Source organism: Actinoallomurus bryophytorum (genome assembly GCF_006716425.1).
Classification (GTDB): domain Bacteria; phylum Actinomycetota; class Actinomycetes; order Streptosporangiales; family Streptosporangiaceae; genus Actinoallomurus; species Actinoallomurus bryophytorum.
Genome location: NZ_VFOZ01000001.1, coordinates 407,976 through 427,648 on the forward strand (window position 1 = coordinate 407,976; position 19,673 = coordinate 427,648).

General features: G+C 69.1%; 20 protein-coding genes. 6 read left to right on the top strand and 14 right to left on the bottom strand.

Features of this window, described 5'->3' with window-relative positions:
- Positions 1-91: 91 nt before the first annotated feature.
- Positions 92-1,975: a glycoside hydrolase family 15 protein gene (locus FB559_RS01955; protein WP_141952631.1), complete on the top strand. Its 1,884-nt coding sequence runs from the start codon at positions 92-94 to the stop codon at positions 1,973-1,975.
- Positions 1,976-2,325: 350 nt separating this feature from the next.
- Positions 2,326-2,880: a hypothetical protein gene (locus FB559_RS01960; protein WP_141952633.1), complete on the top strand. Its 555-nt coding sequence runs from the start codon at positions 2,326-2,328 to the stop codon at positions 2,878-2,880.
- A 123-nt stretch (positions 2,881-3,003) separates the two neighbouring features.
- Here the strand turns inward: FB559_RS01960 and FB559_RS01965 are convergent, their stop codons facing one another.
- On the bottom strand, positions 3,004-3,822 hold the full coding sequence (locus tag FB559_RS01965; RefSeq protein ID WP_141952635.1) for a hypothetical protein: 819 nt from the start codon (positions 3,820-3,822) through the stop codon (positions 3,004-3,006).
- Positions 3,823-4,237: 415 nt separating this feature from the next.
- Positions 4,238-5,263 carry an NAD-dependent epimerase/dehydratase family protein gene (locus FB559_RS01970; protein WP_141952637.1) on the bottom strand — a complete coding sequence of 342 codons (1,026 nt, stop codon included), beginning with the start codon at positions 5,261-5,263 and terminating at the stop codon, positions 4,238-4,240.
- 113 nt (positions 5,264-5,376) lie between these two features.
- Here FB559_RS01970 and FB559_RS01975 point away from each other — a divergent pair, with 113 nt between their 5' ends.
- Complete coding sequence (locus tag FB559_RS01975) at positions 5,377-5,931, top strand: TetR/AcrR family transcriptional regulator (protein WP_141952639.1); 555 nt, start codon at positions 5,377-5,379, stop codon at positions 5,929-5,931.
- 7 nt (positions 5,932-5,938) lie between these two features.
- Here FB559_RS01975 and FB559_RS46535 read toward each other — a convergent pair whose 3' ends face one another.
- From FB559_RS46535 to FB559_RS01990, 3 genes are all read right to left on the bottom strand, one after another.
- Entirely contained in the window at positions 5,939-6,490 is a 552-nt protein-coding gene (locus FB559_RS46535; RefSeq protein ID WP_425455102.1) for a TetR/AcrR family transcriptional regulator, read from the bottom strand.
- Between the two features lie 107 nt (positions 6,491-6,597).
- Entirely contained in the window at positions 6,598-6,951 is a 354-nt protein-coding gene (locus FB559_RS46400) for a helix-turn-helix domain-containing protein (RefSeq protein WP_141952641.1), read from the bottom strand.
- A 176-nt stretch (positions 6,952-7,127) separates the two neighbouring features.
- Positions 7,128-7,553, bottom strand: coding sequence for an ATP-binding protein (locus tag FB559_RS01990; protein WP_141952643.1), 426 nt, complete (start codon positions 7,551-7,553; stop codon positions 7,128-7,130).
- A 171-nt stretch (positions 7,554-7,724) separates the two neighbouring features.
- Here FB559_RS01990 and FB559_RS01995 point away from each other — a divergent pair, with 171 nt between their 5' ends.
- Both FB559_RS01995 and FB559_RS02000 read left to right on the top strand, forming a co-directional pair.
- Complete coding sequence (locus tag FB559_RS01995; protein ID WP_141952645.1) at positions 7,725-8,540, top strand: helix-turn-helix domain-containing protein; 816 nt, start codon at positions 7,725-7,727, stop codon at positions 8,538-8,540.
- On the top strand, positions 8,537-8,629 hold the full coding sequence (locus FB559_RS02000) for a DUF397 domain-containing protein (protein ID WP_141952648.1): 93 nt from the start codon (positions 8,537-8,539) through the stop codon (positions 8,627-8,629). The genes FB559_RS01995 and FB559_RS02000 overlap by 4 nt, the downstream gene beginning before the upstream one ends.
- Here the strand turns inward: FB559_RS02000 and FB559_RS02005 are convergent.
- From FB559_RS02005 to FB559_RS02015, 3 genes are read right to left on the bottom strand one after another with little or no spacing between them, the layout of a single operon-like run.
- Complete coding sequence (locus FB559_RS02005; RefSeq protein ID WP_141952650.1) at positions 8,626-10,965, bottom strand: MFS transporter; 2,340 nt, start codon at positions 10,963-10,965, stop codon at positions 8,626-8,628. The genes FB559_RS02000 and FB559_RS02005 overlap by 4 nt on opposite strands.
- Before the next feature lie 16 nt (positions 10,966-10,981).
- Positions 10,982-11,419 (bottom strand): MarR family winged helix-turn-helix transcriptional regulator, encoded by a 438-nt coding sequence (locus FB559_RS02010; protein WP_141952652.1) that lies wholly within the window; start codon positions 11,417-11,419, stop codon positions 10,982-10,984.
- Between the two features lie 53 nt (positions 11,420-11,472).
- Entirely contained in the window at positions 11,473-12,264 is a 792-nt protein-coding gene (locus tag FB559_RS02015) for an SDR family NAD(P)-dependent oxidoreductase (protein WP_141952654.1), read from the bottom strand.
- A gap of 193 nt (positions 12,265-12,457) precedes the next feature.
- Here FB559_RS02015 and FB559_RS02020 point away from each other — a divergent pair, with 193 nt between their 5' ends.
- Positions 12,458-13,462, top strand: coding sequence for a sigma-70 family RNA polymerase sigma factor (locus FB559_RS02020; protein ID WP_141952656.1), 1,005 nt, complete (start codon positions 12,458-12,460; stop codon positions 13,460-13,462).
- A 7-nt stretch (positions 13,463-13,469) separates the two neighbouring features.
- Here the strand turns inward: FB559_RS02020 and FB559_RS02025 are convergent, their stop codons facing one another.
- The 6 genes from FB559_RS02025 to FB559_RS02050 form a co-directional block, all read right to left on the bottom strand.
- The gene (locus tag FB559_RS02025; protein WP_185792005.1) at positions 13,470-14,198 is read right to left on the bottom strand and encodes a 2,3-bisphosphoglycerate-dependent phosphoglycerate mutase; all 729 of its coding nucleotides are present in this window, start codon (positions 14,196-14,198) and stop codon (positions 13,470-13,472) included.
- A gap of 83 nt (positions 14,199-14,281) precedes the next feature.
- Positions 14,282-15,322 carry a CU044_5270 family protein gene (locus FB559_RS02030; protein WP_246121302.1) on the bottom strand — a complete coding sequence of 347 codons (1,041 nt, stop codon included), beginning with the start codon at positions 15,320-15,322 and terminating at the stop codon, positions 14,282-14,284.
- Positions 15,315-15,914 (bottom strand): RNA polymerase sigma factor, encoded by a 600-nt coding sequence (locus FB559_RS02035; protein ID WP_141952660.1) that lies wholly within the window; start codon positions 15,912-15,914, stop codon positions 15,315-15,317. Before FB559_RS02035 ends, FB559_RS02030 begins: the two co-directional genes overlap by 8 nt.
- Positions 15,915-15,979: 65 nt before the next feature.
- Positions 15,980-16,678, bottom strand: coding sequence for a hypothetical protein (locus tag FB559_RS02040; RefSeq protein ID WP_141952662.1), 699 nt, complete (start codon positions 16,676-16,678; stop codon positions 15,980-15,982).
- A 34-nt stretch (positions 16,679-16,712) separates the two neighbouring features.
- The gene (locus tag FB559_RS02045; protein WP_185792006.1) at positions 16,713-18,101 is read right to left on the bottom strand and encodes a glycine--tRNA ligase; all 1,389 of its coding nucleotides are present in this window, start codon (positions 18,099-18,101) and stop codon (positions 16,713-16,715) included.
- A 320-nt stretch (positions 18,102-18,421) separates the two neighbouring features.
- Entirely contained in the window at positions 18,422-19,639 is a 1,218-nt protein-coding gene (locus tag FB559_RS02050; protein WP_141952664.1) for a DUF1906 domain-containing protein, read from the bottom strand.
- Positions 19,640-19,673 lie beyond the last annotated feature (34 nt).

The following is a 19,673-nucleotide window of genomic DNA, read 5'->3' on the forward strand; positions in this document are numbered from 1 at the left end:
GCTATTTTCCCCAATAACCCCCGAGAGGGGCCTTCTTTCCGAGACCTGCGAGTATGTACTTACCCGCACTCAGTGCTGGAGATGATGCGGCATGAGGCCTGCGACGGACGGGGGCACGGGTGAGCCGTTCGCCCCTGTCGCGGAGTACGGATTCCTGTCCGACGCCGAGACCACGGCGCTGCTGGCACCGAGCGGCAACGTCGAGTGGATGTGCCTGCCGCGAGTCGACTCGCCGAGTGTGTTCGGCTCCCTGCTCGACCGCGACGCGGGCTACTTCCGCGTGGGACCGGCCGGCGTCGACGTGCCCGCCGCCCGGCGCTACATCCCCGGCACGCTGGTCCTGGAGACCACCTGGTGGACGCCCGGCGGCTGGCTGGTCGTCCTCGACACTCTGCTGATCGGGCCCTGGCACCACGAGACCGACCGGTCGCACACGCACCGGCGCGCCCCCACCGACTACGACGCGGACCACGTGCTGCTGCGTACGCTCCGCTGCGTGAACGGCCAGGTCCAGGTGCGCCTCGACTGCCTGCCGGTCTTCGACTACGGCGTTGTCGCGGCGCGATGGGAGTACTCGGGGCCGGGCTACCACGAGGCGTCGGCCGGGGGCGAGGGCATCGACCTGCGGCTCACCACCGACCTGAACGTCGGCTTCGAAGGGCCGCTGGCCACCGCGCGTACGCTCCTCAAGCAGGGCGACACCCGCTTCGTCACGCTCTCGTGGAGCGAGCACGCACCGCCGACGACGTACGACGAGGCGCAGACACGGCTCACCTGGACGGTCCACCACTGGCAGCACTGGCTGGATCGCGGGAGGTTCCCCGACCATCCCTGGCGCAGCTACCTGCAGCGGAGCGCGCTCACGCTCAAGGGCCTGACCTACGCGCCCACCGGCGCCGTCGCCGCGGCGCCGACCACGTCACTGCCCGAGGTGCAGGGCGGCGAGCGCAACTGGGACTACCGCTACACCTGGATCCGCGACTCGACGATGGCGCTGTGGGCCTTCTACACGCTCGGTTTCGACTGGGAGGCCAACGACTTCTTCTACTTCATCGCCGACGTGGCCGAGGCCGCCGGCGGGCACCTGCAGATCATGTACGGCGTCGACGGCCGCGCCAACCTGGACGAGCAGGTGCTCGGCCACCTCTGCGGGTACGACGGGGCCCGGCCCGTACGCGTCGGCAACGCCGCTTACCTGCAAGAACAGCACGACGTGTGGGGCGGCATCATCGGCTCGATCTACCTGTACGTCCGCAAGCGCGACCGCCTCGACGACCGGCTGTGGGCGATCATCGTCAAGCAGGTCGAGGTCGCGCTCGCGCATTGGCGCGGCCCCGATCACGGGATGTGGGAGGTACGCGGGGAGCGCCGGCACTTCACGTCCTCCAAGGTGTTCTGCTGGGTGGCCGCTCATCGGGGCGCGCAGCTGGCCCTGATCCGCGGCGACACCGAACGCGCGATGGAGTGGCAGGAGGCCGCCGACGAGATCCACGCCGACATCCTGGCCCACGCGGTCGATGAGCGGGGGGTCTTCGTCCAGCACTACGGGACGACCTCACTGGACGCGTCGGTGCTGCTCATCCCGCTGGTCGGCTTCCTGGCCCCCGACGACGAGCGGGTCCGCGCGACGGTCTTCGCGATCGCCGACGAGCTGACCGAGGACGACCTCGTCTACCGCTACCGGACGGACGAGACCGACGACGGGTTCTCCTCCGGCGAGGGAACGTTCACGATGTGCTCGTTCTGGCTCGTGTCGGCGTTCGTGCTGATCGGCGAGCTGGACCGGGCCAAGGCGCTGTGCGAGAAGATCCTGTCCTACGCCAGCCCGCTCCAGCTGTACGCCGAGGAGATCGACGTGCACAGCGGCCGTCACCTGGGCAACTTCCCGCAGGGCTTCACCCACCTGGCATTGATCAACGCGGTGATGCAGGTCATCCGTGCCGAACGCCGCGAACGCCACGAGCCGTTCATCTGACGGCACGGACATTCACACTTCATGACATTTCGCCAAATGGTGATCATCGCTGGCATTATGATCACCTGAAGCGTCTGTCGGCGGGAAGACGTCGGCTCTCTCGCGAGAAACGAAACCCTGTGGTCGACGATCCCCCGCGCGAGAACTCGCAGGTCATCGCGACCGCCGCCGACGGCATGGTCCGCGCTCGCCTTCCGCACGGACGGTCTCATCGACTCCGTGCCTTCCGCCGTAGCGGACAATGTGGCAAAGATGGCGTCCGACTATGCAGCCGCCGACGACGAGAACAAGCGTGACGTCTTCAGTGTCGAACTCCTACCAAAGCTGAAGGACTGAGATCGAATATAGAGATGCCGGCCGATCTTGCCAAAACAGCAGAGCTTGTCGGATATACGCCGCTGGCCATCGACGAGGACAAGCTGCAGTTCCTCAGCAAAATTTGGCGCTCTGTCGAGAGGATATTCCAGCGGCAGGCGGACGCACCCCTGGAGACGCCCGGGACATTTTGGAACCCCACTACCCAGTGGGTGCGCGGGAGCGACCGCGCTCTCGATGCGTTCGTCGAGCTACAAGCCGGCTACGATCAGCTCTCCCGCCGCGGACATATGCTCGGCGGCGCCTACCACGCACTGCTGGGCGTCATCCCTTTCAAGGGCGAAGACGGGGACGATGGCGACGCCGACGTCACGGCGATCAATGTCGCGATGCAATTCGTGCCAAAGCTGAACTCCCAGACGCAGGCGTCGATCAATCAGCAGGCGAACATCATCGCCCAGGCCACCAAGGCCCTGGACCGCGTCTCCGACAACGCTACAAAGACGACGAGTGCGCTTACCGGCGGATCCGCCGATTACACGGCCCGCCCTGACAACTACAATCTTTGGGCGTCAGCGGTCGTTCTTTAGCCCGCAGGGCTTCACGCGTCTGGCCTTGATCAACGCGGTCATGCAGGTCATGCGCGCCGAACGCCGCGCACCATTCATCTGACGGTGCGCGGCTCGCGGACTCCGCCCGAGCGCCCCGCGTCGTCACCGATGCGATCGCGGCAGAACGTAGGTGGCGGGATCGGTGTGGTAGTCGAGGCTGATCTGATGACTACGGGAATCGGCGGCCGGGTCGGTGCCCGGAGTCGGGACGGCGTTGTTGTTGTTCGAGAACCAGCACAGGAACGCCGCGGAATGGTCGGCGGCGTAGACGGCGTTGCTGGCCATCCAGTCGACGGACAATTCCAGCTTGCAACCTATCTCGGAGATGGCCCAGGGAACGCCCACATGTTGCGCGAACGCGCGGGCGGGCCCCCACAAGGCTTCTTCGCTGCCGCTGTCGCTGGAGCCGTCCACGGCGAACACATCCGCGTAGGGACATCCAGTGGCGTCCAGCCCCGGCCAGAGTTCCTCGTACGTGCTGCCCGGCGCCGGCTGCTGCCCGGACCAGGCCTCCAGAATGAGCGCCGTATAGACGAACGGGCCGCCGGCATGGTGCACGAGGTCGCAGAACCGTTTGAAGGCGGCCATCCATGCCTCGAGGGTGAACTTGCCGCTACGGATCTTGCCGTCGGGTTCGTGCCAGATCGTCAAGAACGTGCGGTGTCCGGAGGGGATGGACTTCACGAACGCGATCACGGCTGCGTCCAGCGAACCGTCCGCCATGGCGGTCAGATCAGGTTTCAGCGACAGCACAGAGGCACGCTCGCCGATATCTATTCCGGCCACCGAGTCGGCGAACGAACTGGGGATACCGTCCGTTTGGCTCCCGTAGGAGCGACGTACCGTCCACGGTCCGGCCACGGCGTCCAGTGCGGGAAAGTCCGACCCCGACAACTCCTGAGAAGCCGCTCCGACGAGCATGGCCGCATGCCGGGAGGATCTGGCCTTTGCCGTTGCCGCCTCTGCCCGCCCTCCGACAAACGGAACCGCACCCGCCGCCGCGATGCCGACAGCCTGGATAAGACGTCTGCGTGAGAGCCCTGAACGATCCGACGACAATGACATGACATGCCTCTATATCTGCTCAAAAGACCATCTAAATCGCGATCAACGTAGCAGAAGGAAGCCCACGAAGAGAACGTGCTGCCAAGCCACTGGCCGAAGATCCCAGAAGAACAGAACTGGACGAATTGGCAGAATATGGGCCGTACGGAATTGAATCGGACCGGACGGTGCCGCCCGGATCGACCTCGCCGGAGATCTGGCGAGTGCTCAACGACTCGCCCGTCATCGCGACAGCCGCCGACGGCATGGTCCGCGTCGCGCTCCGCGGCTCTCAGGTCACCGCGTTCGCCGCGATGAGGCTCCGCCCGCAGTCCACGACGGTCTCGGCCGCGGGGCGGGCCTGCCAGCCGAGGAGCCGCCGGGCCTTCTCCGTGCTGTGCCGGTTGCGCCTTCCCAGCCCCGGAACGACGCTCCGCAGCGAGCGGTCGAAGAACCTCGCTGCGAGCCGTACCGCGAAGTCGGGGAGCTCCCGGGTCGGCGCCCCGTCGGCGGCCGAGCCGAGACCCGAGCGGAGGGCGAGGGCCATCTCGCGCATCCACAGGAACTCTCCGGTCGCCAGGAACCTCTCCCCCGCCGCCTCCGGAGACGTCATCGCGCGGATGTGGATGTCGGCGACGTCGCGTACGTCGACGATCTCGAACGCGATCCTCGGCACTCCGCGCATGCCGCCGCCCAGCATGCGGGCGACGATCCGCGTGGTGCCGAGGTGACCGGCGCCCAGGACCGGGCCGAACACCGCGCCCGGCAGGATCGTCGTGAGCGTGGTCGGCCCGTCGTAGGTGGCCATGAAGTCCCACGCCGCCCTCTCCGCGGCCGTCTTGGCCCGCCGATACGGGATCAGGGTCGGGTCGTCGAGGTCCGTCCAGAGGGTCTCGTCGGTCACGCCGTCCTCGCCATAGGAGGACGGGCTCGCCGTGTTGGCCGCCGAGGTCATCACGACGCGCCGCACGCCGGCGCTCGTCGCGGCGCGCAGGACCCGGAGCGCCCCGTCGCGCGCCGGCGCGATCAGCTCGCCGGCGTCACGCCCGCCCTCGCCGAGCGGTGACGCGACGTGGAGGACGAAGTCGACGCCGTCGACCGCGGCGTCCCATCCCCCATCCGAGGTCAGGTCCGCGACGGCGAAGGAGAGCCGGTCCCCCGGGTCGGCCGCCGACGACACCGCGTCGCGTACGGCCCGCTCCCGGTCCGGGGTACGGATCGTGGTCCGCACCGCGTACCCCCGCCGGAGAAGCTCCACGACGCACCAGCCCGCGACGTACCCTGTGCCTCCGGTCACCAACACGGTCTGGTCCGCCACCGGTTTCCTCCTCGGCTTCTAACCGGAGAGGTCTCCGGCTATCTCGAGGACTGTACCGGAGACCTCTCCACTTGCATAGTGGAGCATTGCGTACGCGAGAATGGAGCCTGGCGATGACCGGGAAGCCCGTCCGGTCCGACGCCCGTGAGAACCGGCGCCGGATCCTGGAGGTCGCACGCGACGCGTTCGCGCAGTCGGGCGACACGTCGCTCAACGAGATCGCCAAACGCGCCGGCGTCGGGCCGGGCACCCTCTACCGCCACTTCCCGACGCGCGAGTCGCTCGTCCTGGTGGTCTACCGGCACGAGATCGAGGATCTCGCCGCCCTCGCACCGGCGCTCCTCGGCACGCATCCGCCCCTGGAGGCCCTGCGCCTGTGGCTGGACCGTGTCGCGCGGTACGGGCAGCTGAAGTACGGCGCCGCGGAGGTCATCCACGCGGCGACCACGGCCGGTATGGAGGACGAGACGTACGCCCTGGTCATCGCCGCGATCAAGCAGCTGCTCGCCGCGGGTTCGGACGCCGAACTGCTCCGCCCGGACATCGACCCCGACGACTTCCTGCTCCTGATCTCGTTCCTGTGGCGGATCGACCCCGCGACCGGAGGCGAGGCCCGCGCCGCCCGGATGCTCGACCTCGTCATGGAGGGTCTCCTCGCGCGGGACTGAACCTCGGTCAGCGCGGAGGCGCGAGAAACCCGTCGACCACGCGGCGAACCTTGTCCACGGCGTCTTCGTCGCCGAGCCGCAGCGCGGTGTTCGCGGCGGCGAGGACCGCGTCGATCTGGAACGCCACGAGGCCGGTGTCCAGCTCGGCGATCTCACCGGCGTCGACCGCGTGTCGCAGCTCGCTCTCGATGAGGGCGAGCCAGTCCCGGTGCTGACGTGACAGCGCGTCGCGGACCTGCCCCGGGCGGCTGTCGAAGTCGGCGAGGTTCGCCACCCAGAAGCAGCCGCCGGCGAACAGCGGCGTCTCGGCGTAGCCGATCCAGCGTTCGACCAGGGCGCGCAGCCGGGCGGCGCCATGGGGTAGGGCCTGCGCGGGCCCTACGACCGCATCGGTGAACTGCTCACGTGCCGACTCGACGGCGGCGAGCTGCAGTCTCTCCTTCGTTCCGAAAAGAGTCTGGATGCCGCTCTTGCTCAGCCCGAGGTCGGTGGCCAGCCGGCCGAGACTGAGCCCGTTGAGCCCTTCGAGGGACGCGACGTCGACGGCATGCCGGGCGATGGTCTGCGTGGGCTCGGGCTACCTGGTCGAGGGCGGCATCGCCTACAAGGTCGCCGAGGTCGTTTGAGGCCATGCCCTCGCCGTCGTTCACGACGCCGCCCTGGGCTTCACGGCAGGGCGCGCTCGCGGCCGCCCCGGGTCCTCAGGGTGACCTGCCTGCGGAGGATGCGGCGCATGACGCCGTACTCGCAGCCGAACCGCTGCGCGACCTGCCGGATGCTCCACCCCTGCTCGTACAGGCGTGCGGCGTCTTCGGCCATCGCCGGCGCGGCCGGTTCTTCGTCCAGCACCGCTCGCACACTGGCCCGGGTGTAGCGGCGATGGCCGCCGGGCGTGAGCAGCGGTGAGAGTCGTCCCTGCCGTGCCCAGCGCGCGATCGTCGCGGTGCGTACGCCGAGGAGCGCGGCGACCTCTCGCGGCCGGAGCAGTTCGTCGTCGGGGCCGGGGAGCTGAGGGGGCATTGTCGATCCTGTCGGGGTGTTCGCCGGGCGGCAGGGGAGAAACGGCGTGGGACGGGCGGCGCGAGAGAAGGGGCCCCGGCCCTGAGGCGCGCTCCGCTTCCCCGCGGTGACCGCGCCGGTTCGGGGGGTTCCGGGCGATGACCACAGCGACGCTCAGGGCCGGGGGGCTCTGGGGGTCACATCCGCAGCGGTGAGGTGCCCTCCGTGACCGGTTCGCCGGCGATGGCCCAGACGGTCTTGCCGCCCTGGTCCTCCAGCCGCCAGCCCCAGTCCGTCGAACATCCCTCGACGAGCAGCAGGCCGCGCCCGTCCACCTGGTCGACCGAACGCCGCCGGCGGTCCGGCAGGGCCTCGCTGCCGTCCCAGACCTCGATCAGGACCGTGTCGCCCTGGCGGGTCAGCGACAGCCGGAAGACGTCGCCGGCCTTCATGGCATTGGTGGCCAGCTCGGCGACGATGATCAATGCGTTGTCGAGTGCGTCCCTGAGGTCCCAGTCGGCGAGCGCGATCTTTGTCAGAAGCCGGGCCTGTTCCGCCGCGATGGGATGCGGCGGAAGGGGAAATCGGTGGACCCGGCTCTCGCCGATCTGTGGCCGCCGCACCGTCTCTTTGACTTCAGGTATCGCCCGCAATTTTCCGCCTCTTCATTTTGCGAATCCGATGACCAGACTCACACGGGCGATTACCCTTTGCTACGAACCCCTGGTTACCAGGATTCAACCACCGTTCCTACCATCGAAACCCGGTCATCCGGTTGATATTTGGAGGCCCGCATGGTGGCTCAGCGCGAGCCCTACGAGTTCCCCGCGATCCGCGCCTTCGCGACCGAATTAGCGGCCTGGCGTGGCACGATGTCCAAGGTCGAGCTGGCCGAGACGCTCGGCTATACCCCACAGTTGATCAGTCAGCTCGAAGCCGGAAAGAACATCCCGTCGAGGAAGTTCTCAGAGGACACGGACACGCTGTTCAAGACCAACGGTCTCTTCGTCCGCCTCTGGAAACTCATCACCGAGACCCGCCATCTCGCCGCATTACCACCAGGCTTCTCGAAGTACGTACAGCTGGAGGCAGAGGCGAGCGCGATACGAGTATTCGGCCTCGTGCTGATCCAGGGATTGTTGCAGACGGAGGCGTATGCGCGCGAGATTCTACTGACTATTCAACAGCCGGACGTGGTCGACCAATTCGTCGCCAGCCGCATGGAGCGTCAGGCGGTACTCAAACGCGAGAAACCGCCACGCCTCTGGGCCACCTTTGACGAACGTGCTCTGCGCTGCATGGTCGGCGGCCCCGATGTCATGCGCGGTCAGCTCGAATTCCTACTCGAAGCGTCCAGACGTGCCCACATCATGATCGAGGTCGTACCGCAGGACGCTGATCCCCATGCGGGCTTGGAAGGTGACCTCGTCCTGCTGAGCTTCGACAACGAACCCGATGTCGCCTATACCGAGGCCGCCGGGCATGGACAGGTCGTGGAGGATCCGATCGGAGTATCCGATTTCCACGTAAGGTACGACTTGATCAGAGGGCACGCCCTTCCCGTGGCAGAGTCGCGTAAATTGATCGAGTCAATTCTGGAGAGCCTATGAACACGCCCGACTGGCGCAAGAGCCGCCGCAGCGGCGGCAGTGGCGGCAATTGCGTCGAGGTGGCAATGATGGTGGCCGTCCGGCGCTAGACGCCGGCCTCGGGGCGGGTCTTCTCGAGCAGGTCGAGGATCTCGTCGGTCGTGGCGGTCTCGCCGAGCTTGGGGAAGATCCGCTCCACGCTGTTCTGATGGGCGTCGGCGTCGCGGTCGGTCATCGCGTCGGTGGCGAGGACGACGTGGTAACCGTGCTCGTGCGCCGCTCGTGCCGTCGACTCGACGCCGGCGCTGGTCGCGACGCCCGTCAGCACGACCTGGGTGACGCCGAGTTCCTGGAGACGGGCGTGGAGCGGCGTCTCGTGGAAGGCTCCCCAGGTCGTCTTCGTCACCAGGTGGTCCTCCGGCTGTACGTCGAGCTCGTCCGCGAGGTCGGCCCAGTCCGGCGGCGGAGTGAAATCCGCGGGCATCGCCGAGCCGGCCTCCGTACGACCGGGGGCCCTGCCCGTGGCGTTCACGAGGACGACGGGCAGGTGGTGGCGGCGGAACGCCTCGGCCAGGTTCGCCGACCGCCGTACGACCTCCTCGATCGGGTGCGCCGCCGGGATGGTGAGGATCCCCTTCTGCAGGTCGATCACCACGAGTGCGGGCTTGGGGTCGATCGTCGAGAGTGCCATCGTGTCCTTCTCCAGTGGAGTTCGCGCCGGCAGTGGGGTTCGCGCCGGCAGTGGGGTCCCCGTTGACGGGGTCACGCGCCCGCCGCGCAGGAGCGAGGCGAGCGCGGCGAGTGCCGCCAGGGCGGTCGAAACGGCGAAGACGACCACCAGGCCGTGGTGGAACGGCGCCGAGATCAGGTGCGGGAAGAACTCCCGGCCGGTGAGGGTCCGCTGGTTCGCGACCGGCAGCCCGGACAGTGCTCCGCTGGGCGCGAGAAGGGTACGGATCGGGTTCACGCCGAGGATGGCGGCGAACAGCGACGACACCGGCGGAAGCCCCCCGACCTGGTGCGCGACGCCTGAGGGCACGCCCTGCCGCTGCAGGCCACTCGTCAGCGTGTGCGGCAGGCTGCCCGCCAGCCCGGCGATCATGAGGGAGAAGAACACCCCGATCGACAGTGACGTGCCGGAGTTCTGGAACGTCGAGCGCATCCCCGAGGCCGCGCCGCGCTGCCGTGCCGGGACGCTGCTCATGATCGCCGAGGAGTTGGGCGAGCTGAACATGCCCGTCCCGACACCGTTCAAGGCGATGAGCAGCGCGAACGCCCAGTAGGGAAAGTCCACGGGCAGCAGCATCAGGCCGACGAAGCTGGCGCCGAACACCACCATCCCGGCGGTGGCGAATCCCCGGGCGCCGAACCGGTCGGACAGCAGTCCCGACACCGGTCCCGCGACGAGAAAGCCGCCGGTCAGGGGCAGCAGGAAGATCCCGGCCCACAGCGGGGTGTCGCTGTAGTCGTAGCCGTGCAGCGGCAGCCAGATCCCCTGCAACCAGATGATCAGCATGAACTGCAGACCGCCCTGGGCGAGCCTCGTGGCGAAGCTCGCCGCGTTCCCGGCGGTGAACGCCCGGATGCGGAGCAGGCCGATCTGGAACATCGGTTCGGCCACCCGGCTCTCGATCACGCCGAACACGCCGAGCAGCACGACACCGCCGGCGAGCAGGCCGTACACCTGCGGGTTCGCCCAGCCCATGGCGTGGTCCCGGTACGGGTGGATGCCGTTGGTGATGGCGACCAGCACCGCGCTCAGCCCGACGGCGAACGTGATGTTGCCCCACCAGTCGATGCGGCCGGGGTTGCGTTCGCCGTTGTCGTGGAGCCTGCGGTAGGCCCACAGGGTGCCGAAGACGCCGACCGGGACGTTCACCCAGAAGACCGCACGCCAGTCCCAGATCGCCAGCAGCCCTCCGGCGACCAGGCCGATGAACTGCCCGGCCAGACCGGCGACCTGGTTGATCCCCAGCGCGAAACCACGCTGGTCGGCCGGGAACGCGTCGGTGAGGATCGCGGCCGAGTTGGCGGTGAGCATGGACCCGCCGATCGCCTGCAGCATTCGCCAGCCGATCAGCCACACCGCCCCGCGGCCACCGTGGAACGGGTCGAACGACAGCAGGATGGACGCGATGGTGAACACCGCGAACCCGTAGTTGTAGATCTTCACCCGGCCGAACATGTCGCCGAGCCGCCCGACGGGAACGACGAAGACCGCCTGCACCAGCCGGTACCCCATGATCATCCACAGCAGGTAGCCGACGTTGCCCGGCGCGAGCGGGTCCAGGTGGATGCCGCGGAAGATCGCCGGCAGCGCGATGAGGACGATCGAGCCGTCGAGCACGGACATGAACACGGCGGCCGTCGTGTTCGCCAGCGCCACCCATTTGTAGCGGTCCGCCGCCGCCCCGGTGTCGTGTCTCGTCGCGAGCTTCTGTCTCATCGACGGCCCTGGCTCATCAAAGACTCTGCGCCAGTCGCTCGATGAGCGGCGCCGCCACCATCAGCCCTTCGAGCTCAGAGGGGGTGAAGCCGCCGGACAGGGCCTGCGCGAGCTGCTCGATCCGCGCGGTCCGCTTGTTGCGCAGCACCTCCCGCCCGGCCTCGGTAACCGACAGGACGACGCGCCTGCCGTCCTCCGGATCGGGCCGCCGGCCGACCAGGCCGCGTGCCTCCAGCGCCGCGAGCGTCGCCCCCATCGACTGCGGGCTGATCTGCTCGATCCGCGCGAGCATGCTCGCCGTGGTCGGCCCCCCGCGGTCCAGACGCGACAGCGCCGAGGTCTCGGGCAGCGTGAGCTCGCCCTCGACGGGAACCTGACGAAGCCGGCGGCGGAGCAGCCCCATGCTCACCAGCAGCGCCGCCGCGACCTCGTTGACCTCCGGACCATCTGCCATATTCTCAGGCTAGACTGATAAGTCCGTACTTAGCAAATAAAGCCGGAGTGACCCTAGTCGTCCAGGCTGCCCATGGTCAGGTTGACCGTCGTTCCCGTCATCCCGCTCGCCCTGTCGGACGCCAGGAAGGCCGCCATGTTCGCCACCTCGTCGAGCGTCATGACCCGTCGCGGGTGGGTCGTGCCCGCGAGATATCCGGTGAACTGGTCCCACGTCATGTCCGACGCCTTGGCCTTGGTGTCGAAGACCTCCGTCATCGTGCGCGTCTCCGGGATGCCGTGTGGCCGCAGACCGACCACGCGAATGCCCTGGGGCGCGAGTTCGCACGACAGGTCCCGGGTCATCGCCTCCTTGGCGGCCTGCGCCGGACCGTAGCCTCCGTTCAGCGGGGAGCCCATCCGTGCGGGGAGAGCGCTGACGCTCATGATCACTCCCGAGCCGTTCGGGATCATGCGCCTCGCGGCCAGGCGCGCGGTCAGGAAGTACGACGTCGTGTAGGCCGTGATCGGCAGGGAGAATCTCTCGACGTCCAGCTCGGTCAGGGGCACACCCAGAATCTCCGTGTCCGGCACTCCGACCGCGTTGAACGAGATGTCGACCCGGCCCGCCTGATCGATCACGGACCGCAGATGCCGGTCGATGGCCTGCTCGTCGCAGGCGTCGACCTGCGCCACCTCGGCGGAGCCGCCGGCGGCGACGATGTCCTTGGCGACCGTCTCGACCGATGCCTGGAGGCGCCCGGTGAGAAAGAGCCTGGCCCCCTCGCTCGCGAAGGCGCGTGCGACCGCACCGCCGATCGCGCCTCCGGCTCCGTAGACCACCGCGACCTTGTTCTTCAGCATCATCTGGCTTCTTCCTGTCCTGGAGAGTGAGAACCGCGACGCCATCCGCCGATGCCCGCATCGCCGGCGCCGTCGATGAGGTAGATGCCGCGACGTGGGGAAATTGGGCGCCCGCCGACCGCCCAGTTCACCCCCCGGCCGGTGTCTACAACAGGATGGAAACGCCACAGGACGCGGGAAGAAGGTGGTGAGGGCGGTGACGACCGACCTGATCTCAAGGGCGCGGGCCGGGGACGGTGACGCGTTCCGTGCGCTGACCGAGCCGCACCGCCGAGAGCTACAGGTGCACTGCTACCGGATGCTCGGATCCCTCCAGGACGCCGAGGACGCCCTGCAGGACACGCTGCTGAGCGCCTGGCAGGGCCTCGCGGGGTTCGCGGAACGGTCCTCGCTCCGCACCTGGCTCTACCGGATCGCCACCAACCGGTGCCTCAACACGCTTCGCTCGGCCGGTAGGCGGCCCGCCAAGGAGTGGAACATCCCCGGGGTCGAGCCGCCCGAGCCCACCCGGCTCGGCGAGGTCGCGTGGCTCGAACCGTTTCCCGACGCCCTCCTCGATGGCGCGATCGACGTACCGCTCGGCCCCGAGGCCCGCTACGAGCAGACCGAGTCCATCTCCCTGGCCTTCGTCACCGCCCTTCAGCTCCTGCCGCCTCGCCAGCTCGCCGTGCTCGTCCTGCGCGACGTCCTCGGATTCCACGCCAACGAGGTGGCCGAGATGCTGGACTCGACCGTCGAGTCGGTCACCAGCGCCCTGAAACGGGCCCGCGGCGGCCTGCGGCGCCAACGGCCGGCCACGGACCGCGAACCACCCCCCGCCTCCGGCTCGACCGACGAGGACGCGATCGTCGCGAAGTTCGTCAGCGCGTACGCGTCCGCCGATCTCGACGCGCTGGTGGCCCTGCTGACCGACGACGTGTTCATGTCGATGCCACCGATGCCCCTCGAGTACGAGGGCCGGGACGTCGTGGCACGCTTCTGCGCAAGCGTCTTCGGCTCCGGCGCGCGCTTCGACTTCCTGCCGGCGCGGGCGAACGGTCAGCCGGCGCTCGGCGCGTACCTGCGCGCCCCGACCGGCGTCCGCCACGGGACCGGCCTGTTCGTCCTCACCCTCACCGGCGACCGGATCTGCGCCATGGCCCGCTTCGACGGCGGCGTGCTCCCCTGGTTCGGGCTGCCACGATCGCTCCCGGGCCGATGACCGGCGCTCAGGTGACGGTGCGGACCGCCTGCGGGTGACCATCGGCGCCGTCCGTACGGTCGAAGCGGTACATCCGGGGACGGCCGACCGTGAGCTCGAACGAGCCGAGTTCGGCCTCGTCCAGGCCGTCGAGGTGTCTGACCAGTGCGCGCAGGGAGTTCCCGTGAGCGACCACGAGGACGACCGCGTCCGTCGTCAGGTCTCGCGTGATCGACTCATGCCAGTACGGCTGGAGACGCGTCCACACGTCGGCCAGGCTCTCCGCCGTGACGCCCGCACGGCGGAGCTCGGGGAACTCCCCACCCGAACGCGGTCCGCCCTCGGGCGGCCGGGCGGACCAGCCCCGCCGTACCTCGGTGAAGTGCTCCTCCCCCACCTCGGCGAGGACGTCCCGCCGGCCACGGCCCTGCCAGGCGCCGTAGTGCCGTTCGTTCAGCCGCCACGACCGCCGCGTCGCCGGGCGGCCGCCCGTCACACGGGCCACCTCGGAGGCGGTGTCGATGGCACGCCGTAGCTCCGACGTGTGCAGGACCGTCGGCACCAGTCCGGCCTGGGCGAGAGTACGCCCGGCGTCGGCGGCCTGCCGTAGGCCATGGGCGGTCAGCGGGATGTCGACCCATCCGCCGAACCTGTCGGCGGAGTTCCAGACACTCTCACCGTGCCGCAGCAGCACCAGATGGGCGGCACGCACCGTCAGTTCCCGAGCTCCGGCGGTGGGCAGGATCCCCCGGTTCACGCGATCAGCGCTCCGTTTCGCGTCGTCAATGGCCTGTAGACGGTAGCAATCCGCAGGCGACGGCCCGCACGGCGCACCGCCGGTCAGCGCCGCTTCACCTTGGGAGCATGGTCGGCGACGGAGACGCTCAGCTGGGCCGTGGAGGTCAGCACGCTCCCAACCGGTGCCTTGACCCGGGTGGGACCCACGACGACGGTCCGCAGGCCGAGGAACTGGTAGGTCTCCGGAGTGAAGATGTACTCGGTCCGAAGACCTTTCCACGTCGAAGCCACGGCGATGCCCCTGCGGCCCGCGGCGTCCGTGGCGCTGCGGACGACGGTGACGCCGTGGATCATCGCCGCCGCCCGGAACAGCGCGGCCCGCTGTGCCGCGGGCATGTAGGCCTCGACGAGCATGCCGCCCACGTAGTCCCAGGCACGGGCGTCGGCCAGCGGACCCGTTCCGAGCTGGATGTACAGATGTTCGTACATCTTCGCCGGATCGGTGGGCAGCCGGCTCAGATGCGCGTAGTCCGTACGCAGGTAGTCGGCGGTGTTGTCCTCGTCCACGGCCTTCTCCGGGCCGTGGCGGCCGATGTTCTCGTAGGCCTCGGGGGGAATCGGCCGGCCCGGGTAGGCATGGGGCTTCAGCACCTCCTCCTCGATCACCCCGTGCGTCGCGTCTCCTCGCGCGGGGAGCCAGATCGTGCGCTTGCCCCGTGACAGATAGTGGGACGCCCGGCCGCCCTGCTCGACCGAATCGACGGTGTTCATGGTCTGTGACGTGAAGACCAGGAACTGGTCGGGCCGGGGATGCAGCTCCGGGGCCTCGCTCACGTTGTCGGCCGCCCGCGTGAGGATCCGCGCCGCCGCGGCGTTCTCCGCGTGGATCACCGGGGGGGCGGCCGGTTTCTGGTGGAGCGCGACCCCGGCGACCCCGGCCGTCAGCGCCGCGGCGGCCAGTCCGGCCACGAGGCCGAACCGCAGGCGCCGCGCCCGCCGCGTACGGCCCGCCCCGCGTACGGGCCTGACGGTCGCCGCATGCGCCATGGCGTCGAGCAACCGGCTCTCCTCGGTCCTGAGGTCGGCCGGACCGGGCAGGGGAACCTCCGAGCGGAACCGCTCGAGCCGGGTCATCTCATTCATGGGTGGTCTCCTCCCTGACAATGGCCATCGGGTTGACCCCGCCGAGGTCTCGGCGAAGGTTTCTACGAGCCCGGTTGATACGCGACCGCACCGTTCCCACGCGTACACCCAGTGCCTGGGCCGCCTCCGGGTAGCTGAGATCGCCCCATACCACCAGCAGCAAGGCATCACGATGCCCGTTGGGCAGCGCTGCGAGGGCACCCGCCAGCGTCGGGCCGGACGCCTCCGCGCTGAGCCGTTCGTCGCTGCGCTCGGCGAACGACGCCGTCACCGGGTCGGTGCCGGTCCGCTCCAGGATGCGCAACTGCCGCACCTCGGTCCGCACGTGCCGGCCCATCAGGTTGGTCGCTATGCCGTACAGCCACGGCCGCGCGTTCCGGCGCGACAGGTCATAGCCGCCGCGCTGCCGGAACGCCGCCAGGAACGTCTCCGCCGCGACGTCCTCGGCGGCCTCGGGGCCGAGCCTGCGCGTGACATAGCGCTTGATGTCCGGGGCGTACCGGCGAAAGACCTCGGCGAACGCCTCGGGCTCCTGCCGGGAACGTCCGATGACAGCGGCATCGTCGGCCTCCGCCCGGCTCGTCTCACTCATCTGCGGCCTCTCGGGGTCGGATCAGGACACCCGTTGTTGCCCACCCGGCCGCGAACGGTTCCCCGTTAGACCGAACCGCCCGCACCGCGTCCCGGCGGGCCGGAGAGGTCCGGGAAGACGTCCCAGGTCGAAGCCGGGAGCGCGGTCAGGTAGTGCAGACGATCCGGCTCTCGCGCCGCGATCCACACCTCGTGCTCCGACGCCGCGCCGTCGTCCGGGCCGGTGGTCGGTCTGGTGAAGGCCAGCAGTCCTTCGCCGGCGTAGAGCCGCTGACCGGGCCCCGGCCAGCGCCAGGCGGGCATGGGAAGCGCCCGCAGCGGCTCCAGGGCCGCATCGCGTTCGGCCCGGCCGGCGGAACAGGCGATCGCCGGCTCCGGGGCACCCATGATCGCCTCGAACACCGCGAGGTGCAGCAGGAACGTCGACAGCGGCACCCCGGTCGGCAGCCATTCCTCACCGGCCTCGTTCAGCCGGTCGTACACGGCCGGGTCCTCGCCGGCCTCCTCCATGCCCCACACCCACACGCTCTGGTTCTCCACGCAGAACACGCGCCTGCCGTCCTCCGCGCGCACCCGCTCGGGCGTGAGCACGTGGTTATGCGTGGTCAGCGGTCTGGACCAGCGGGACGTGACCTCGAAGAAGCCACGCAAGGGCGGCGGCCCGATGCCGGAGGCGGACACCTCCGGCTCGCGGTCGGGCTCGCCGTACCAGGCGGTCAGAAAAAGCTCCAGGGCGTCGGGCCCGGCGTCGAAGAGTGTGCGCACCGGCGTATCGCGGCCGAGAACGGGATCGCGTACGTCAGCAGCCGAGCAGGCGGGTGGCGAGGAACGCCTCCACCTGGTCGAGGCCGATGCGCTCCTGGGCCATCGAGTCGCGCTCGCGTACCGTCACCGCGTTGTCCTCGAGGGTGTCGAAGTCGACCGTGACGCAGTACGGCGTGCCGATCTCGTCCTGGCGGCGGTAGCGGCGGCCGATCGCGCCGGCGTCGTCGAAGTCGACGTTCCAGTTGCGGCGGAGCTGGGTGGCCAGGTCCTTGGCCTTCGGCGACAGGTCGGCGTTGCGCGACAGGGGCAGCACCGCGACCTTGACCGGCGCGAGGCGGTGGTCGAGGCGCATGACCACGCGCTTTTCCATCTTGCCCTTGGCGTTCGGCGCCTCGTCCTCGTTGTAGGCGTCCATCATGAACGTCAGCACACAGCGGTCGACGCCCGCCGCGGGCTCGATGACCCAGGGGACGTAGCGCTCGTTCTTCTCCTGGTCGAAGTAGGACAGATCCTGGCCGGAGTGCTTGGCGTGCGTGGACAGGTCGAAGTTGGTGCGGTTCGCGACGCCCTCCAGCTCACCCCACTCGCTGCCCGGGAAGTTGAAGCGGTACTCCACGTCCACGGTGCGCTTGGCGTAGTGGGCGAGCTTCTCCTTCGGGTGCTCGAAGAGCCGCAGGTCATCCTTTGCGATGCCCAGGTCGACGTACCACTGGAAGCGCGTGTCGATCCAGTACTGGTGCCATTCTTCGTCGGTGCCCGGCTCGACGAAGAACTCCATCTCCATCTGCTCGAACTCCCGCGTACGGAAGATGAAGTTGCCCGGCGTGATCTCGTTGCGGAACGACTTGCCGATCTGGCCGATGCCGAACGGCGGCTTGCGACGCGCGGCCTGCTGCACCGCCGCGTAGTTGATGAAGATGCCCTGCGCGGTCTCCGGCCGGAGATAGGCCAGGCCGGACTCGTCCTGTACGGGGCCGAGGTAGGTCTTGAGCAGCCCGTTGAACATCTTCGTCTCGGTGAACGCGCCACGGGTGCCGCAGTCCGGGCAGACCAGGTCGGCCAGGCCGTTCTCCGGCGGCTTGCCGTTCTTTGCCTCGTACGCCTCTTCGAGGTGGTCGGCGCGGTGCCGCTTGTGACACGACTGGCACTCGGTCAGCGGGTCGGCGAACTCGCGTACGTGGCCGCTCGCCTCCCAGACCTCGCGGGCCAGGATGACGGACGAGTCGAGGCCGACGACGTCGTCGCGGCCCTGCACCATGGACTTCCACCACTGGCGCTTGACGTTGTTCTTCAGCTCGACGCCGAGCGGGCCGTAGTCCCAGGAGGCACGCAGCCCGCCGTAGATCTCGCTCGACGGAAAGACCAGACCCCGGCGTTTGCTGAGGTTGACGATGGTCTCCATCACATCGGAACGACGGGCCATGAGTGATCTCCATCCGGCTGGCGGTCGGCGGTGTTCCCCGCGATACGGCGTTGGTGCGACACAGCGTTGGTAAGACAAGGCATCAGTAAGACACGTGGCGCCGGACCGACCGACCTGCGGTTACGGCCCCGGCGCCCAGGATCTCTTCAGCTTAGGACACCGGCGGGCCTGTCGCGCCCCGAAACGCCCCGTAGCGTCACTGGAGTGTTACCCGGCCTCTCCAGTCCCCTGACCTGGCCCTCATCGGCGTGGCCAGGGGTGGCCGCCGTACGGGGGCGTTCGCAGGGTCACGCGAGCAGCCGCGGTCGTGCCGGGAGGGCTCAGTGCACGTGGCCGTCGACGTCGTCGCTGTCGATGTGCAGCCGGACGCCGCCGTGTTTCTCGAAATGGTCGCCGCGGAACTGCTTGATGCGGTGGTGGCCCGGCCACCAGTCGTCCTCGAGATAGCGGTCGCCGTGCACATCCGCCTTCTTGTCCCAGTGCGCGAACCAGATCTCGGTCGGCTTGCTGATCCCGGTCGCCTCGCCGAGGTCGCGGATGCCCGACGCGACACTGCTGTAGACCCCCGGCGTGTACTCCAGCGCGTGGATCGCCCGTGTCCAGGAGTCCAGGAAGATCAGCACGGCCTCCCGGCAGGTGGCACCGCGCCCGTACGCCTCCATGTCCATGTAGATCGGCGTCCTGGGCGGCAGGCCGAGCGCGACGGCGCGGCTGACCGCGTCCACGGCGGACAGCTGGCCGGCGATCGCCGCGGTCCCCAGGGAGAAACGCGGGCGGGACGAGGCGCACGGCGCCTGCGGGCCGACGTAGGTGGGGATCAGCCGCCACCCCATCGCCCGTACGGCCGCCACCCAGGAGCGGGACAGCCGCCCGTCCGGGCACGCCCGCGCGGGGCCGCCGATGTAGATGTTCGCGGCCACGAAGTGTTCCCGCCACGCGTGCATCGCCGCCAGCGACGGCGCGGAGCAGGTGTCGAAGCCCATGCCGGTGACCCATCGGTTCCGCTCGCCGCCACGGCGTTCGTTGTCGCGTGGGACCGGGGTGATCTCGCCCAGCACGTGTTCCAGCTCGCGCGGGCCGGGCCCGTACGAACCGGTGACCAGCACGCCGGCGCCGGGGACGGCCGCGCGGATCTCACCGGTGGCGGCGTCCCGTACGGTAACGGCGGGCATCCCGGCCAGCCGGGTCCGTTCGGCGGATCGCCCGCCGAGCAGGTCCGAGGCGAACGACGCCGTCTGCTCGGTGAGCGGCTCGACGTGCAGTGCCTCGGTACGGCCCACCGCGTGCGCCGGGCAGACCTGGTTCTCCCCCGCCGGACCGAGGTAGACCGCATGCCGGTCGTAGCGCAGGCATTCGGTGGAACCGGGGCCGAGGCGGTACACCGGCCATCCCGCGGGCACGGTGATCCGCAGCCCCTTGTAGTCGACGGTCGTGTCCGCGTGCGCAGGCGGCCCCAGGATGAGCGCTCCCAGCAGGCAGCCGAACAGGCCGGCACGTCGCATCGCGTTCTCCCCGAGATCGTCGTCCGTTACGACCATGATCGTCACGGGACGCGTCCCGTGACGGGAGCGC

Bases quoted from the DNA above. Each gene is read 5' to 3' on its own strand.
- FB559_RS01955 (WP_141952631.1), top strand. From the start codon at position 92: ATGAGGCCTGCGACGGACGGGGGCACGGGTGAGCCGTTCGCCCCTGTC.
- FB559_RS01960 (WP_141952633.1), top strand. From the start codon at position 2,326: ATGCCGGCCGATCTTGCCAAAACAGCAGAGCTTGTCGGATATACGCCG.
- FB559_RS01965 (WP_141952635.1), bottom strand. From the start codon at position 3,822: ATGCTCGTCGGAGCGGCTTCTCAGGAGTTGTCGGGGTCGGACTTTCCC.
- FB559_RS01975 (WP_141952639.1), top strand. From the start codon at position 5,377: ATGACCGGGAAGCCCGTCCGGTCCGACGCCCGTGAGAACCGGCGCCGG.
- FB559_RS46400 (WP_141952641.1), bottom strand. From the start codon at position 6,951: ATGCCCCCTCAGCTCCCCGGCCCCGACGACGAACTGCTCCGGCCGCGA.
- FB559_RS01995 (WP_141952645.1), top strand. From the start codon at position 7,725: ATGGTGGCTCAGCGCGAGCCCTACGAGTTCCCCGCGATCCGCGCCTTC.
- FB559_RS02000 (WP_141952648.1), top strand. From the start codon at position 8,537: ATGAACACGCCCGACTGGCGCAAGAGCCGCCGCAGCGGCGGCAGTGGC.
- FB559_RS02005 (WP_141952650.1), bottom strand. From the start codon at position 10,965: ATGAGACAGAAGCTCGCGACGAGACACGACACCGGGGCGGCGGCGGAC.
- FB559_RS02010 (WP_141952652.1), bottom strand. From the start codon at position 11,419: ATGGCAGATGGTCCGGAGGTCAACGAGGTCGCGGCGGCGCTGCTGGTG.
- FB559_RS02015 (WP_141952654.1), bottom strand. From the start codon at position 12,264: ATGATGCTGAAGAACAAGGTCGCGGTGGTCTACGGAGCCGGAGGCGCG.
- FB559_RS02030 (WP_246121302.1), bottom strand. From the start codon at position 15,322: ATGAATGAGATGACCCGGCTCGAGCGGTTCCGCTCGGAGGTTCCCCTG.
- FB559_RS02035 (WP_141952660.1), bottom strand. From the start codon at position 15,914: ATGAGTGAGACGAGCCGGGCGGAGGCCGACGATGCCGCTGTCATCGGA.
- FB559_RS02045 (WP_185792006.1), bottom strand. From the start codon at position 18,101: ATGGCCCGTCGTTCCGATGTGATGGAGACCATCGTCAACCTCAGCAAA.
- FB559_RS02050 (WP_141952664.1), bottom strand. From the start codon at position 19,639: ATGGTCGTAACGGACGACGATCTCGGGGAGAACGCGATGCGACGTGCC.